At 55.0% G+C, this 15417-nt stretch carries 15 protein-coding genes; 5 read left to right on the top strand and 10 right to left on the bottom strand.

What is annotated here, in order from left to right:
• On the top strand, nt 1–277 hold a 277-nt coding region (locus AB8B75_RS05490), incomplete at its 5' end, for a hypothetical protein (protein WP_405360462.1).
• 27 nt (nt 278–304) lie between these two features.
• A complete protein-coding gene (locus AB8B75_RS05485; protein WP_405360460.1) occupies nt 305–970 on the top strand; it encodes a helix-turn-helix transcriptional regulator in 666 nt (221 codons plus the stop codon).
• A gap of 162 nt (nt 971–1132) precedes the next feature.
• On the opposite strand, the gene AB8B75_RS05480 is transcribed toward AB8B75_RS05485, so the two are convergent.
• From AB8B75_RS05480 to AB8B75_RS05455, 6 genes are all read right to left on the bottom strand, one after another.
• Entirely contained in the window at nt 1133–1363 is a 231-nt protein-coding gene (locus AB8B75_RS05480) for a hypothetical protein (protein ID WP_405360458.1), read from the bottom strand.
• Between the two features lie 111 nt (nt 1364–1474).
• Nucleotides 1475–1834, bottom strand: coding sequence for a Lin0512 family protein (locus AB8B75_RS05475; RefSeq protein ID WP_405360457.1), 360 nt, complete (start codon nt 1832–1834; stop codon nt 1475–1477).
• Nucleotides 1827–2177 carry a Lin0512 family protein gene (locus AB8B75_RS05470; protein ID WP_405360455.1) on the bottom strand — a complete coding sequence of 117 codons (351 nt, stop codon included), beginning with the start codon at nt 2175–2177 and terminating at the stop codon, nt 1827–1829. The genes AB8B75_RS05475 and AB8B75_RS05470 overlap by 8 nt, the downstream gene beginning before the upstream one ends.
• A 21-nt stretch (nt 2178–2198) precedes the next feature.
• The gene (locus AB8B75_RS05465) at nt 2199–3281 is read right to left on the bottom strand and encodes an ABC transporter ATP-binding protein (RefSeq protein WP_405360454.1); all 1083 of its coding nucleotides are present in this window, start codon (nt 3279–3281) and stop codon (nt 2199–2201) included.
• A gap of 428 nt (nt 3282–3709) precedes the next feature.
• The gene (locus tag AB8B75_RS05460; protein WP_405360453.1) at nt 3710–4828 is read right to left on the bottom strand and encodes a hypothetical protein; all 1119 of its coding nucleotides are present in this window, start codon (nt 4826–4828) and stop codon (nt 3710–3712) included.
• Nucleotides 4829–4831: 3 nt separating this feature from the next.
• Nucleotides 4832–5611 (bottom strand): SDR family oxidoreductase, encoded by a 780-nt coding sequence (locus AB8B75_RS05455; protein ID WP_405360452.1) that lies wholly within the window; start codon nt 5609–5611, stop codon nt 4832–4834.
• A 137-nt stretch (nt 5612–5748) separates the two neighbouring features.
• On the opposite strand from AB8B75_RS05455, the gene AB8B75_RS05450 reads away from it, so the two are divergent.
• From AB8B75_RS05450 to AB8B75_RS05440, 3 genes are all read left to right on the top strand, one after another.
• Complete coding sequence (locus AB8B75_RS05450; RefSeq protein ID WP_405360451.1) at nt 5749–6756, top strand: Hint domain-containing protein; 1008 nt, start codon at nt 5749–5751, stop codon at nt 6754–6756.
• 94 nt (nt 6757–6850) lie between these two features.
• Nucleotides 6851–8458, top strand: coding sequence for a peptide chain release factor 3 (locus AB8B75_RS05445; protein WP_405360450.1), 1608 nt, complete (start codon nt 6851–6853; stop codon nt 8456–8458).
• A 259-nt stretch (nt 8459–8717) separates the two neighbouring features.
• Nucleotides 8718–10184: a DEAD/DEAH box helicase gene (locus tag AB8B75_RS05440; protein WP_405360448.1), complete on the top strand. Its 1467-nt coding sequence runs from the start codon at nt 8718–8720 to the stop codon at nt 10182–10184.
• A gap of 496 nt (nt 10185–10680) precedes the next feature.
• Here AB8B75_RS05440 and AB8B75_RS05435 read toward each other — a convergent pair whose 3' ends face one another.
• The 4 genes from AB8B75_RS05435 to nuoN all read right to left on the bottom strand — a co-directional run bounded on the left by AB8B75_RS05435 (nt 10681) and on the right by nuoN (nt 15407).
• The gene (locus AB8B75_RS05435; protein WP_405360446.1) at nt 10681–12348 is read right to left on the bottom strand and encodes a ribonuclease J; all 1668 of its coding nucleotides are present in this window, start codon (nt 12346–12348) and stop codon (nt 10681–10683) included.
• A gap of 4 nt (nt 12349–12352) precedes the next feature.
• Nucleotides 12353–13126: a type III pantothenate kinase gene (locus AB8B75_RS05430; protein ID WP_405360444.1), complete on the bottom strand. Its 774-nt coding sequence runs from the start codon at nt 13124–13126 to the stop codon at nt 12353–12355.
• Between the two features lie 12 nt (nt 13127–13138).
• Complete coding sequence (locus AB8B75_RS05425; protein ID WP_405360442.1) at nt 13139–13894, bottom strand: biotin--[acetyl-CoA-carboxylase] ligase; 756 nt, start codon at nt 13892–13894, stop codon at nt 13139–13141.
• Nucleotides 13895–13961: 67 nt separating this feature from the next.
• Nucleotides 13962–15407 (bottom strand): NADH-quinone oxidoreductase subunit NuoN, encoded by a 1446-nt coding sequence (nuoN, locus tag AB8B75_RS05420; protein ID WP_405360440.1) that lies wholly within the window; start codon nt 15405–15407, stop codon nt 13962–13964.
• Nucleotides 15408–15417 lie beyond the last annotated feature (10 nt).

The following is a 15417-nucleotide window of genomic DNA, read 5'->3' as shown; positions in this document are numbered from 1 at the left end:
TTACAAACTCAAAGAAGGCATCGCGACGCAAGACGCCCTGGCCGCAGCACAGAAAACCGAAGCCTTTTTGCGCAATACCGGGGAGGTTGTGTCGCGCATCCTGTCCGTGGATGAAAAAGACGTAGGGACCGACCACATCCTCTGGACGTCACTGGCAGCGGCCAAGGCAACCGAAGCCCAAGCCATTCAACGCCCGGAGTTCGCAAAGTTTTTCGCGATGATGGCCGAGGAAACGGGCGAACTTCGCCACGCACGGGTCGTGATGCAGATGGACTAGATCACGTCCCGGTGGCAGTGTCTCGCCATGCGCCGTACTGATCGCCTATTTGACATTATCCAAATCCTGCACGACGGGAAATTGCACCGCGCGCAGGACATTGCACAGCGGCTTGAAGTTTCCACCCGCACAATCTACCGCGACATGGACACATTGGCCGCATCAGGTGTCCCGGTTGAGGGGGAACGTGGTGTGGGTTATATGATCACCTCCGCCATCACACTGCCGCCTTTGACGTTGACGGTCGAAGAGCTTGAAGCCCTGAACCTCGGAATGGCTATTGTGGCAGAAGCTGCGGATCATGACCTTAAATCCGCAGCATTGAGCTTGGCCGCCAAAGTGGACGCGGTCTTGCCCACACAAACAATTGCCGAAGCCGACGCTTGGAAATTCGCCGTCTATCCGTTTGCAGATGCTGCGCGGGGGTTTTCCCACATGGCAACGTTGCGAGCTGCCATCCGGGCCCGGCAAAAACTGAAAATTACCTATACGTCCAAGGAGGCAAGGGTCACAACGCGTACCATTCGACCCTTGCATATGGAGTATTGGGGGCGCGTCTGGACGTTGACAGCATGGTGCGAATTGCGCGATGCGTTTCGCGTGTTCCGCGTTGATCTCATTCAGACTGCCGAAGCTCAGCCAGAACTTTTTGTAGACGAGCCAGGTAAAACGCTCGCGGATTACGCCCCATAACATCACGAAGCGGTCACACGAAAATGATCTCTCGTTGTAAAATCAAAACATTACAGCTCGCAATTAAATAATCGCGAGAATACTGAAACAAGTACTGTTCCGGTTCAGACCAAAACAGCACTGTTTCAGTTCAAAAAGTCATTCCCAAAAGTACATTAACTTTTAGCAACCTGCAGCGTTATTGGCTGCAACACCGCCTGCAACAGCACCACCTGCTGTCAGAATGTCATTACCGGATCCGCCACCAAGTTGGTTACCAATCGCGGCACCTGCCAAGGCACCGGCAACACCTGCACCGACACAACCAACCTGTTTTTGTTGATCGGGAGAAGTGGCGCAAGCCTGAAGCAACCCCATTGCCGCAAGCGTGACGATAATACCAGATTTTTTCATTGCTTTTTTCCTTGTGAAATCGCGCCGGGAATTGTCCAGCACAGTGTTTTTACGCGCATGGGCAAAACGCCGCAAGCACGACAATGTTCCAAAAGGCGAAACGCCGCCGTTTTATTTTTTGAGTTGCCATCCCTCTTGAACAGGCAGAAATGCCTCAACACTGGCTTGCGCAACGACAATCGGGTCGTCGCTGTCCGTCGCCACATTCAATCCACCTTTAACAACGCATACCTCTGCACGTCCGCGCGGCAGGGTTGCTACCAAAGCGCTCTTGTCCACCGCCTCAGGCTTTTGAACCCCAACAGTGACCTGAACACGCATTTGATCGTGGCCCATGCCTACAACACCAAACAAAGGCAGTGACGAATGGCGAAAAGCGTCTTCGATCGCACGTTTGGCAGCCTTGGTGTAGTCCTGACCGTGTAGATCATTGCCCATACCCATCTCGATGATCAGCCGTTGCTCAGCCATGTTTGCGCTCCATGTCAAAACCTACCGTCAGTGCCACATTGGCCATGATGGTTGGATTGCCCTCTCCTTCGGGGCGGGCGATGTCCAGTCCACCGTGATGCACCCGCACCTCGGCCTGTCCATAGGGGAAGACCTTTTGGACTTCTTCGACGTCCACGGCTTCAGGATTCTGCACACCGATGTCGACGATGATCTGCATATCGGTTTTTTCGAAACCAAAGAGCTCCGCCAGATTGATCGAGTTATGCCAGAGCGCGTCCCGAACCCCGCGCACTGCCGCCTGCGTATAGTCCGCCCGACGCAGGGACGTACCCATGCCGAATTCAACCAAGAGCCGTTTCATTGCTTCTCCCTCTTTCGTTCTTCAGGCGTCAAAAACAAAACACTTGTCACGCCGGATCGTGAGCCACATCACCGTGCCCGGTTTCGGCAGAAAAACACTTGGCACGGTCGCGCGCAGGACAGATCCGTCGTAGTCCATTGCAAATTCAACAAGGCTCTCACTACCCATGAAACGCGCGCGCTGCACCACTCCGCGCGCGGCGGTGCCATCGGTAGCCGTGGGTTTTGGCCCTTGCCCGTTTCGGTCAAAATCGATCCGGACATGTTGCGGACGAAAAACGATATGCACAGGGGTTCCATCAGGCACACCCGGCGCCAGAAACTGGCCAAACGGCGTTTTGGCCAGAGCGCCGCTGACCTCGGCGCCCAACACATTGGCATCCGAGAAAAACGCTACGGCGGCACGGTCGACGGGGCGGGTATAGACATTATACGGCGCGCCGCGCTGCACGATTCGACCGTCCCGCATCAGCGCAATTTCATCTGCCATGCGCATTGCCTCTTCGGGCTCATGGGTCACCAGCAAAACAGCCGTGTCTTCTTCTTTCAGAATATTGAGCGTTTCGTCGCGAATACCATCGCGAAGGCGGTTGTCGAGGCCGGAGAAGGGCTCGTCCATCAACATGATCTTGGGCTTCGGTGCCAACGCACGCGCCAAAGCCACGCGCTGTTGTTCACCACCAGAAAGCTGGTGCGGATAGCCGTCGATAAATCGCATCAGATCCACGCGGGTCAGAAGCTCCTCAACCCGCGCGCGCTTCTCCGCTTTCGTACCCGATTTCAGGCCAAAGGCCACATTTTCCACCACACTCAAATGCGGGAAGAGCGCAAAGTCCTGAAACATCAGGCCAATTTCTCGTCGCTCTGGCGGCAGTCGAAAAATCGTGTCGCAGACCAAATGCCCGTCCACGTAAATCTCTCCGCTGTCTTGCATCTCGACACCGGCAATCATCCGAAGGGTGGTAGACTTGCCACAACCGGAAGGGCCAAGCAAACATGTCACCTGACCCGGTTGGATCGAAAAACTGACGTCATCCACAACAGCACGGCTATCAAAAGCACGCCTAAGATTTCTGACTTCGAGTCGAGGCGGGGAAGGTGTCAAGCGGCGATCCAAATCCGATAGAATTCATCGGGTAAGGGGCTATCAGCCCTTCCAAGCGCCCGCAAGCACTGCTGCCAACTCCAGAACTAAAACACCCCAAAAACTATGGGGATTTGATCGTCTGTACGGTCCCGATTGTTGGCCAGCTGCGCAGAATCGATATGGCACCAAGCTCATGGCCACCCAAAAGGAAACGGAGATGAGTAAAGCGACATGAATACGGGTTGCGATTCCACGACACAGGTCATGGTCACCCACATACGCCCCGTGATGTGGCTAGAGACAAGTCGCCCAAAACCTAGTCACACTGTTTGGAAAACCGCTCACTGCAATGCTTTGAGATCTAAGACCTGATGATTTTCCGGCTTTGCATCAGGCAGTATAACAGATGCGGGCCTGACTATGACGTCTGCCAGCGCAACACATTGTCAGATGAGTTCAAAAAAGCCCGTCGCCCGGTCTACGCCGTTGACCTGTATGGTCAGGTGATGTGTTCCGGAATGAAGCTTAAAGGTCGTCGCGTCACCCTTGAGTTTGTGAGTCTTTTCAATAACCAGCGGCGCATTGGGGCGCACAACCCCTTGTTTCAATTTGAATACTTTCTCCCCTTGTTTGCCATCCGGCCGCGCAAAGGTCATGCGATAATCAACCAGCACCGGCAAATCAGAAACGGCTTCGATCGTGCAGGTGAACTTCAGTGTGTCGCCAATCTTGACGCTTGGCGTCGTAACACTGATGTCAACAGTGACCGGTGCTTGAGCATCATATCCCAAAGCGGTCATGGCCCCGGAATGGCCTTGTTTGATCAGGGTGCGCAACGCATGTCGCGTCATCCACGCCAGCTCCTTTGGAGCCTGCGCCTCTTGACCTTTCCAGGCGTTCAAACAGCTCAAAACCAGCTCTGGTTCCGTCTTTGCGATGTCGTTCAAATGGTTGGCAACCGAGCGGGTGACGTATCGCGTTGGGTCCGCATGGAGAATGTCCAGCAATGGAACGCTCTGGTCAGGTCTTAGCGTCACGGCTTTGGCCCAGGGCAGTTTTGGACGTGTCCCTTCGCTGACAAGACGCCGGACATGATAATTGTCATCCTCGGCCCAGTTGCGCAAATCAGTAAGGGTTTCTTCCTGCCAGCGATTGAGGAAAGGACGAATGTAGAACTCCATCGAAAACCTTTGCGTGGCCCGATAGAGCAATTCCATGGCTCTTGAACGGTGCACCTCTAGCCCATGGCGCACAGCGAGAATACCCGGAACAGCGTGGATGAACTGCCCAAAGTCGTCATCTGTTAGGTTAGGGTCGAGAGGTTTAGGCATAGCAGCTTCAAGTAAGTCCGCCATGACATTGAAATCACTTGGGAGTTGCGCTTCAACGCAATCCGCCAGCCATTCCAGGCGTGCTATCAATTCTCGCTCAGGAAACCCGGCAAGCGCATCTTTTTGAAAGCGGGTAGGATCAAAACCCGTTATGCCTGCCCCATATTCACGGGCGAGCTGTGCTACGGTCTCGGCGTTGAAGAGATGGTCTTTGAGCGAGAATTTTTCAGCCATGGATCAGATCGTCGCGTTGGTCGCGCCACCGTCACACAGGATATTCTGACCCACAATGAATCCTGCATGTTGAGAGCACAGAAAGGCACAGGTCGCGCCGAATTCTTCTGAGGTTCCGTACCGTCTGGCAGGGATCGTTGCTGCGCGTCGGGCACGGGCTGCGTCAATTGATATACCTTCACGCTCTGCAACCGGTCCGTCCAACGCATTGGCCCGATCTGTTGCATGGATACCCGGCAGCAAGTTGTTGATGGTCACACCCATGCTGGCCACTTGACGACTGGTGCCAGCAACGTAACCCGTCAACCCCGTCCGCGCGGCATTGCTGAGGCCCAGTTGTGGGATCGGTGCCTTGACCGATTGCGAGGTGATGTTGACCACGCGCCCCCATCCCCTATCTGTCATGCCCGGCACCAGCGCCTTGATCATCGCAATCGGTGTCAGCATATTTGCATCCAACGCCTTGATGAAATCCTCTCGGTTCCAATCGTGCCACATACCGGGTGGTGGACCGCCTGCGTTGGTGACCAGGATATCCGCATCTCCTGCAATTTCGAGCAGCTTTGAGCGCCCGTCATCGCTGGTGACATCCGCAGCGATAGTCTCGACGGTGACACCATGTTCGGCTCGGATTAGTTTCGCGGCGGCTTCGAGAGCTTCGCTGCCGCGCGCATTCATGACCAGATCGCAACCTGCTGCTGCCAAGGCTTGAGCACATCCTAGGCCCAAGCCCTTTGATGACGCACAAACGACCGCGCGTTTACCTTTAATTCCCAAATCCATGCCATTCTCCCTGTCAGATTTGACGCCATGACTAACACCAGATTCACCAGACAGACCAGCAAAACACTCATGCCAAAGCCCCAGATCCCAAAGACCTTGGTTGAACGAAGCTGCAGCGGCGCGAAAAAGCGATTGAAATGAACTGCCCAGAACTCATCCATTCAATTCCTGTTTTGCCAGCGACCGATCTCATAGCCACCTCAGGCGTGAATGAAAAAGAGTGTCTGAGCTTTGCTGCCGAGCTGATCATGGATGATGTCTACCAGTTGCAGACCGACGCCAGACAGGGTCGGCTGGCCCTTATGCAAAACGCGGCTGAAGGCTTTGTCGTTGCACCGGAAACTGAATTCGGGACATCAGGCGCGCAGGTCCATCTGGATTGCGTGATAACCTTGATGTCTGAGAACGCGCCCCTGAGTGAGGTTGTTTTGCTGGTTGAGGTAGATTGTCGTGGAGATGTTGCACAGATTTTTGCGCTCCCTTTGACACCACTGATGGCAGAGACGGACTACCAATTGGTGGCTATCGACGAATCACAAGCCATCCAAAAATTCGCGCAAGTCGCATGCGCTTCCTTTGCGCGCGGGACGAAAATCACAACGGGTTCGGGTCGTCAGTGCCGGATCGAAGAACTGAGCGCAGGAGACACCGTACTGACGCGAGATCATGGCATTCAAGAAATCCGATGGATCGGAAAAAGCTCCCAACGCGCTCTGGGCGATTTTGCTCCTGTGAAAATCGCTGCAGGAGAATTGAACAACGCACGCGACTTGACAGTCAGTCCCGATTGTCGGCTTTTCGTCTATCAGCGCACGGATCGTCTGGGCGCAGGCCGAGCAGAGGTCATGATCAAAGCTCGCGACTTGGTGGATGGGCAATCGGTCACTGTTCAGCAGGGAGGTTTCATAGATTACTTCCAGTTGCTGTTGGACACCCACCAGATCATTTATGCGGAGGGGATCGCGGTCGAAACCATGATTTTCAACACGCGGACAGCATCGCTTGTGCCTCGAGCGTTACGGGTTGTGGGTAATGGAAAATTACTCATGCAGCATCGAAATCACTTGACGCATTTGGATGCACAAAAGAGCCTTTTGCGCCGTTCTGGTGCCGTTGACCTATTGCGCCGTGCTTCTTTAGAGTAGTGCGGACAGTCCGGGCAAACTGACACGCAACTGCGCGCGCTTAGATCACCGTCAGCGCTTGCCGCGCTGCTTGCGCCTCGCTATACGCTCGCTCATGTTGGATACCCCGCAGAACCGCCCCGAATTGCCCCCTGAGATCGCCCGTCGCCGGACTTTTGCGATCATCAGCCACCCAGATGCAGGCAAAACCACGCTGACAGAAAAATTTCTGTTGTTTGGCGGCGCGATCCAGATGGCGGGCCAAGTACGGGCCAAGGGCGAAGCACGCCGCACCCGGTCCGATTTCATGGCGATGGAAAAAGACCGCGGTATTTCGGTCTCCGCCTCAGCCATGTCCTTTGATTTCAAAGAGTTCCGCTTCAATCTGGTAGATACACCCGGCCACTCGGATTTTTCCGAAGACACCTACCGGACGCTCACGGCCGTGGATGCCGCTGTCATGGTGATCGACGGCGCCAAGGGCGTGGAAAGCCAAACGCAAAAACTGTTTGAGGTCTGCCGCATGCGGGATCTACCGATCCTCACGTTCTGTAACAAAATGGACCGAGAAAGCAGAGATGTTTTTGAGATCATTGATGAAATTCAAGAGAACCTTGCCATCGATGTGACGCCTGCAAGCTGGCCCATTGGCGTAGGTCGGGATTTTCTGGGTTGCTATGACATGTTACGCGACCGTTTGGAGCTGATGGATAGGGCGGATCGAAACCGCATGGCCGAGTCCATCGAAATCAACGGGTTGGATGACCCCAAATTGGCCGAGCATGTTCCGGAACATCTGCTTGATAAATTGCTTGAAGACCTTGAAATGGCGCGCGCGCTTTTGCCCCCGCTGGACATGGCAGCGATGCACGAGGGCTCGCTGACGCCGATTTGGTTTGGCTCGGCGATCAACTCCTTTGGCGTCAAAGAATTGATGGAGGGCATCGCCACCTACGGGCCACAGCCGCAAATCCAATCCGCACAGCCGCGCCAGATTCTGCCGGAAGAAAAGAAAGTGGCGGGGTTTGTTTTTAAAGTTCAGGCCAATATGGACCCAAAACACCGTGACCGTGTGGCCTTTGTACGGCTGGCTTCCGGTCACTTTGAGAGGGGTATGAAACTGACCCATGTGCGATCAAAGAAACCGATGGCCATTACCAACCCTGTGATGTTTCTGGCGTCTGACCGCGAACTTGCCGAAGAGGCATGGGCTGGCGACATCATAGGTATCCCCAATCACGGACAATTGCGCATCGGCGATACGCTGACGGAAGGCGAGGCCATACGTGTCACCGGCATTCCCTCATTCGCACCAGAGCTTTTGCAAGGTGTGCGTGCTGGCGATCCGATGAAGGCCAAACACTTGGAAAAAGCGCTGATGCAATTTGCCGAAGAAGGGGCTGCGAAAGTTTTCAAGCCCTCGATCGGATCGGGTTTTGTGGTTGGGGTCGTGGGGCAGCTACAATTCGAGGTCCTCGCCAGCCGCATTGAGTTGGAATATGGTTTGCCGGTCCGTTTTGACGCCTCGCAATTCACCTCGGCGCGGTGGGTAAGCGGCGCGAAACAAGCAGTTGACGCTTTCACCGAGAGCAACAAACAACATATCGCGCACGACCACGATGGTGACATCGTTTATCTGACGCGATTGCAGTGGGATATTGATCGGGTTGCGCGCGACTACCCGGATGTCAATTTGACCGCGACAAAAGAAATGATGGTGTAGCAAACCCTCATGTGACGTATGTCGATACGGCGCCGTTTTTACTGATCAATACTACTTGGGAGCGCATCTTCAACCATTACGCGTATTATTTTCAAGTATTTACCGTAATTAACCTACGAATGCCGCAAGCGTTTGACGCTGACGGTACTTGTTGCTAGACACGCGCAGCATGTCGCGACAGTCGGTCGCCAATTAGGCCATGCGGGCCGACATGAATGCTGCTGCGGGCCAAGAAAGTGTCCGCTAACCACGGACATATATGACAAAATTTTCTGACCTGAAGTTGAATCCCAAAGTTCTGAAAGCTATCGACGAAGCAGGCTACGAAAGCCCCACGCCGATACAAGCTGGCGCAATTCCGCCAGCGCTGGAAGGCAAGGACGTTCTGGGAATCGCGCAAACAGGTACGGGGAAGACCGCCAGTTTTACATTACCTATGATCACATTGTTGGCCCGTGGGCGCGCACGCGCACGGATGCCACGCAGCCTTGTATTGTGCCCGACCCGCGAGCTTGCGGCACAGGTCGCAGAGAATTTCGACACTTATTCGAAACATCTGAAACTGACAAAAGCCCTGTTGATCGGCGGTGTATCCTTCAAGGAACAGGACAATTTGATCGACAAAGGCGTCGATGTTCTGATCGCGACACCCGGTCGTTTGCTGGACCATTTCGAGCGCGGTAAACTGATCCTGTCGGACGTCAAGGTCATGGTCGTAGACGAAGCGGACCGGATGCTCGATATGGGCTTCATTCCCGATATCGAGCGCATTTTTGGTCTGACGCCCTTCACTCGTCAAACGCTGTTTTTCTCGGCAACTATGGCGCCTGAGATCGAGCGGATCACTAACACGTTTTTGTCCGCTCCGGAGCGGATTGAAGTGGCCCGCCAGGCCACCACGGGCGAAAACATTGAACAGTGCGTGGTCATGTTCAAAGGCAGCCGACGCGACCGGGAAGCCACAGAAAAACGCAAGGTTTTGCGCGGTCTGATTGATCGCGAAGGCGATAAATGCACCAACGCCATCGTTTTCTGCAACCGCAAGGTTGATGTGGACATTGTCGCTAAGTCATTGAAAAAATATGGATATGATGCAGCGCCGATCCATGGCGATCTGGAACAAAGCCACCGCACCCGTACATTGGATGGGTTTCGCGAAGGCACGCTTCGGTTTCTGGTGGCTTCCGATGTGGCCGCCCGCGGTCTGGACGTGCCCGCCGTCAGCCATGTTTTCAACTTTGATGTCCCCGGCCATGCAGAAGACTATGTGCACCGCATTGGTCGCACTGGTCGCGCCGGCCGCGATGGCAAGGCGATCATGATCTGTGTGCCGCGGGATGAGAAGAACCTCGCGGATATTGAACGGCTTGTGCAACGTGAAATTCCACGCATCGACAATCCAGTTGCGCAAAAACCTGAAGAGGAAGATGCATCGCCACCTGTGTCGCCCGAAGAGAAGCCAAAACGCAGACGATCACGCAGTCGGGTCAAGGACGATGCTAATGAGACCCAACCGCAAGATACGCCAGTGAACATTCCGGAAACGGTTGTTGCTGAGAGTACAGAGCCGCCCGTACCGGAAGAACCAAAGCGCAATACCCGTGGTCGGTCAGTCGGCCGGGGACGACCTGCCAACAACGATCGGAACGACAACAAGGTGGTGGGCTTGGGCGATCATACCCCTGAGTTCATTGGGCTTAGTTTCAAGGAACGCTGCGCAGTTTAGCGGGCCCAATCGGGAGTAATGTCAATTTCCAACGCGGGGTCGCGTTGGAAATGCGTCGCCTTTGGAGCAAGAATCACCTTCTCCCCTCGTGATTTCTTCTCAAATCCTAAACCTTCGCCAAGCGCTTAGGGTTGAACCCAATACACCAGAACCTGCCCTGGCACGCTGTTCATCGTGGCGCCCGCTGGGCAACAATCCCCATTCGGTGGATCACCATAGTGAAGTGTACCTGCCCGAATGTGATCTCGGACCATTGGATGTTTGCCTTCTCGTTGGGCGCCTTCGAGGAGCGAGTTCGATGCTATAGGATCCGTGAAGGCGACATCGAACCGCCGCCCACACCTTTGGCACGCAATCCAAACCAATGCAGCTTCCCGCGCGTAGATATTGGAAACCCGGTTCGGCGCAAAAGCCTCGAATCTTGGCACTGCATGTTCATCAAACCACAGCGGCGACTCCGCAATCCTGCTGAGAAGATCGCGGTAGTGGTAATGCATCAGCTCAACCGGCTCACGACAATCGTCACTTCCGGCTTGCGTCCGATCTCTTCTAACGCGGTCTGTCGCACCACGCGTTTCAAACCCTCGTTCAACTTGTCATCGTCGCGTAGAATCTTGGCCCCTGCCCGTGCCAGCCACTGGCCAAGGTCAGCTTCCATGACGTCCACCAAAGCAGCGCGACTTGTGCCGGTATCGGGCAACCCTTTCAATTCACACCAGGGTTCGCCGAGCGGTTCGTCTTCATCGTCCAGAATAACCGTGACGACCACATGTCCGTTCAGAGCCATGCGGATACGGTCACGCACCACGCCATCCATCGCACCAATCTGAACCGATCCATCGATGTAAGTGCGTCCGGTCTCGACGTATTCTGAAACTGTCGGCTGATTGCCCGACAGATCCACCATCATGCCATTCACCGCCAGGACACCGGTCATACCATTGCCGTTGGCGATTTTGACATGTTCGCGCAAATGCCGGTGTTCGCCGTGCATCGGGATCAGCACCTGAGGTTTGACGATGCCAGACAACCTTTCCAGATCCGGCCGGTTCGCATGGCCCGATACGTGATAAAGCCCGGTGCTGTCATCCACCACATCCACACCGAGTTCCGAGAATGCATTTATGATGCGGATGACACCTTTTTCGTTGCCGGGAATGGTCTTGGACGAAAACAGGAACATATCGCCCTCCTTCATCTCCATGCCCTGATATTTACCGCGGGCCAGTTGCGCGGAGGCGGCGCGCCGTTCGCCTTGCGACCCGGTCACCAGCAACATCAGGTTCTCACGTGGTATGGACTTGGCGTCCTCCGGCGGTACCGTTGACGGAAAATCCGTCAGAACCCCGGTTTCCACAGCGGCTTCGACCATGCGTTTCATGGCACGGCCCATCAAGACGATGGACCTGCCCGCGCGCACGCCAGCCTCGGCCAGCGTTTTGACTCGTGCGACGTTGGACGCAAAGGTGGTCGCGACAACCATGCCCTTGGCGCTTTGCACCAGATCGGTAATGTCAGGACCAAGCGTCGCCTCGGATCGGCCGGGCTTGGGAGAAAACACATTTGTACTATCGCAAATCAGGGCTTTGACGCCGTCCTTGCTCACGTCAGCCCAGAGATCAGGATCGAAAGGCTCCCCGACCAAGGGCGTTTCATCCAACTTGAAGTCACCGGAATGGATCACGCGCCCCTCTGGACTGTCGATAATCATCGCAGAACTCTCAGGAATGGAGTGCGACATCGGCAAAAAGCCAACTGTGAATGGCCCCGCTTGCACCTTTTCCGGCCAAGCAGACACAACTGTTACGGCATCTTCAGGGTGACCGTGTTCCAGCATCTTACGCTGTGCGATATTGCCCGTGAAGACGCGCGTATATATCGGCGCTTTCAACTGGTCATAGGTATGAGCCACGGCCCCGACGTGATCTTCATGTGCGTGCGTTATGAATATGGCCTCGATCTGATCGCGGCGTTCGATCAGCCAGGAAATATCTGCAAAGATCAGATCAACCCCAGGGCTCGTATCCATATCCGGAAATGCTACGCCAAGGTCCACCACGATCAGACGTTCCTTGCCCGGTCGGCCATAGCCATACACGTAGGCGTTCATGCCTATTTCACCCGCCCCGCCAAGGGGTAGGTAGATCAATCTTTCATTGCTCATGATGTCAGGCGTTTTCCTTGTTGAATTTGTGGATCACGGTCAAGCCGTGTATTGTCAGATCGTCCTCAAAAGCGTCAAATAGCTTTTCGGTCTGCTGGAATAGCGGGGCCAGCCCCCCCGTTGATATCACGCGCATCTCGCGATCACGCTCAGCTTTAATCCGGGCACATATCTCACGTACAAGCCCGACATAACCCCAAAAAACACCTGATTGCATGCAAGCGACCGTATTCGTGCCCACAACGGACTGGGGTTTGGTTATATCCACATGCGGCAGAGCGGCTGCGGCCTGATGAAGCGCCTCAAGGCTGAGATTCACACCGGGTGCGATCACCCCGCCAATATAGGCGCCATCGCTGGCCACCACGTCAAAGGTCGTAGCGGTGCCAAAATCCACCATGATCAGATCACCGCCATATAGATCGTGCCCCGCGACAGTGTTGACCAATCGGTCGGGGCCCACTTGGGTCCCTGCATCCACACGCACATCCACCGGCAGCAAACAATCAGATTTACCCACGACCAAGGGGCGCGTGTTGAAATACCTGTCCGCTAAAACCCGAATGTTAAAGACCACACGCGGCACAGTGGAAGAGACGATGACGTCTGTGATCTGTGCCTCGATACCTTGCAGTTTCATCAAGGTCGATAGCCAGACGTAGTATTGATCGGCTGTTCGTTGCCATTCGGTTGAGGTGCGCCAGGAGGCCAGAAATGCCTCTCCGTCCCATATTGCAAAGACCGTGTTCGTGTTCCCGCAATCAATTGCCAAGAGCATGGCCGGCCTCCTCTAAGGGGTAAAAAAGACATCCGCAGCAGCGATAGCACGCAGACCAAGTGGCGTGCGCAACATCAAGTTACCAGTCTCGTCCACATCTTCAAAGACACCGGCGATTTCTTCACGACCGGTGCGCGCGACAAGCGGCTCACCCAGGCGTGCGGCTTGCGCCAACCAAGCGGTCCGGATTGGTGCAAACCCAAAATTCAGAAACTGGTTTTCAAGGATCGCATAGTGACGAGCCAATTGGTCCAAAAAAGGTTCGGGGTCGATGGTAACGCCGGTTTGACCATGCAATGAAACCGGCTCCAGAGAATTTGCTTCAACGGCGTCCGATGCAGGCGCGGTTCTCAGATTGACGCCGACCCCTATGGCCAACGGACCAAGCTGCCCACCTTGGCCTGCGCTTTCCAGAAGGATGCCGGCAACCTTTCCGCCTTTCAGCAAAACGTCATTTGGCCATTTCAGCGCATAGTCCTTGGGATCACCCGACACATCAGTCAAGGTCCGACAAAGCGCAAGAGACATAACGAATGAACGCAACGCCGCGACGCCTGGCGCTTCTTTGGCGCGCAAGATCAGCGTTGCGGCAAAATTGCCTTCAGGCATCGACCAGGCCCGGCCGCGCCTGCCCCGTGCCGAAGTTTGATGATGCGCCAGCACCCAAAACGCATCTGGCGTTACGGACGCAAGATGCGCAGCCTCGTCCAGCGTGGATCCAACGCTGTCACGAATGATGCGGCCATATCCATCTGGCCAAACGGTCATGGCATGTTGCGGCACGCAATGGTCTGCACGCAAGAATGGCGCTGTATCATCGCCGATCTCTGGCGTTTCAGTTGACCAGCGTTGCCGCTGCAGCCGCCGCCGCAGTTTCAACACCGAACATGTTGGCAATCCCCAAGACCATGATCGCAGCAGAAGCCATGAGGAAGCCCCAGAGCACCGTATTTGCCCCGCCACTGTCGACGCCTTCTTGTGCCTCATCGCCGAAATACATGTAGAAAACGATACGCAGGTAATAATACGCACCAATCACCGAAGCGACCACGCCCGCCACTGCAAGCCACGCCAAGTTTGCCTCATATGCGGCGCGCAATACATAGAATTTGCCAAAGAAACCTAGCATCGGTGGCACACCAGCGAGGCTGAAAAGCAGAACCAACATTGCCAGTGCTTTGCCGGGCTCACGCTTGGCGTAATTGTTGAGCGCACCAATATCCGTAACGGGCTGGCCGTCCTTTTCCATCATCAGGATAAAGGCGAAGGTGCCGACATTCATTGTGACATAAATCGCCATGTAGATCAGCATCGCTTGCACGCCGAGTACAGTACCCGCCGCCAGGCCCATCAGCGCATACCCCATATGGGCAATCGATGAAAAAGCCATAAGACGTTTGATGTTGGTCTGACCGATCGCCGCAACCGCACCGAGGAACATCGACAACACGGACAAGAGCGCGACAATCTGGCTCCAGTCGGCCACGGCGTTGCCAAAGGCGTCATGCAGGACACGGGCGAAAAGGCCCATGGCAGCGACCTTGGGAGCCGTCGCAAAGAAAGCAGTGACCGGGGTCGGGGACCCTTCGTAAACGTCCGGGGTCCACATGTGGAAAGGAACAGCGGAGACTTTGAAAGCCATACCGGAAATCAGGAAAACCAGGCCAAAGAGCAGTCCGAGGGAAACCTCTCCGTGTTGTGCTGTCTCAATAATACCCGAGAAGAGCGTCGTGCCTGCGTACCCATAGACCAGAGACGCGCCATAAAGGAGCAACCCCGAAGACAGCGCACCGAGTACGAAATACTTCAGACCCGCCTCGGTTGATTTCACCGAGTCGCGTCGCAAAGAAGCGACCACATAAAGCGCAAGCGACTGCAGCTCTAGCCCCATGTAAAGCGCCATCAGATCATTCGCAGATACCATTACCATCATGCCAACCGCGCTTAGTGCCACCAGCAGTGGGTACTCAAAGCGCAGTAAATCGCGAGATTTCATGTAGGCTTCTGACATCACCAGAACCGCAGCGGCGGACAGCAAAATCGTGACCTTTGCAAATCGCGCAAATCCGTCCAGCATCAACATACCGTTGAAGGCCTCGTTGGCTCCTTCACCCGTTGTTGCAATCCAGATGCCCAAAGCTGCCATTATGGCGGCTGTCATCCAGAGCAATGCCGAGGCCAGCCCGTCCTTCGACGTGTAGACCGCCACCAGCAGCATCACCATAGCGTAAACCGCCAACAGGATTTCCGGCAGTACAAGTGTTAAATCAGCGGATACCATGATGTACCGT

The organism is Roseobacter sp. (genome assembly GCF_045106495.1).
Lineage (GTDB): Bacteria > Pseudomonadota > Alphaproteobacteria > Rhodobacterales > Rhodobacteraceae > Roseobacter.
Note: the sequence above shows the minus strand (reverse complement) of the source record. Positions and strands in the feature narration are given on the sequence as shown.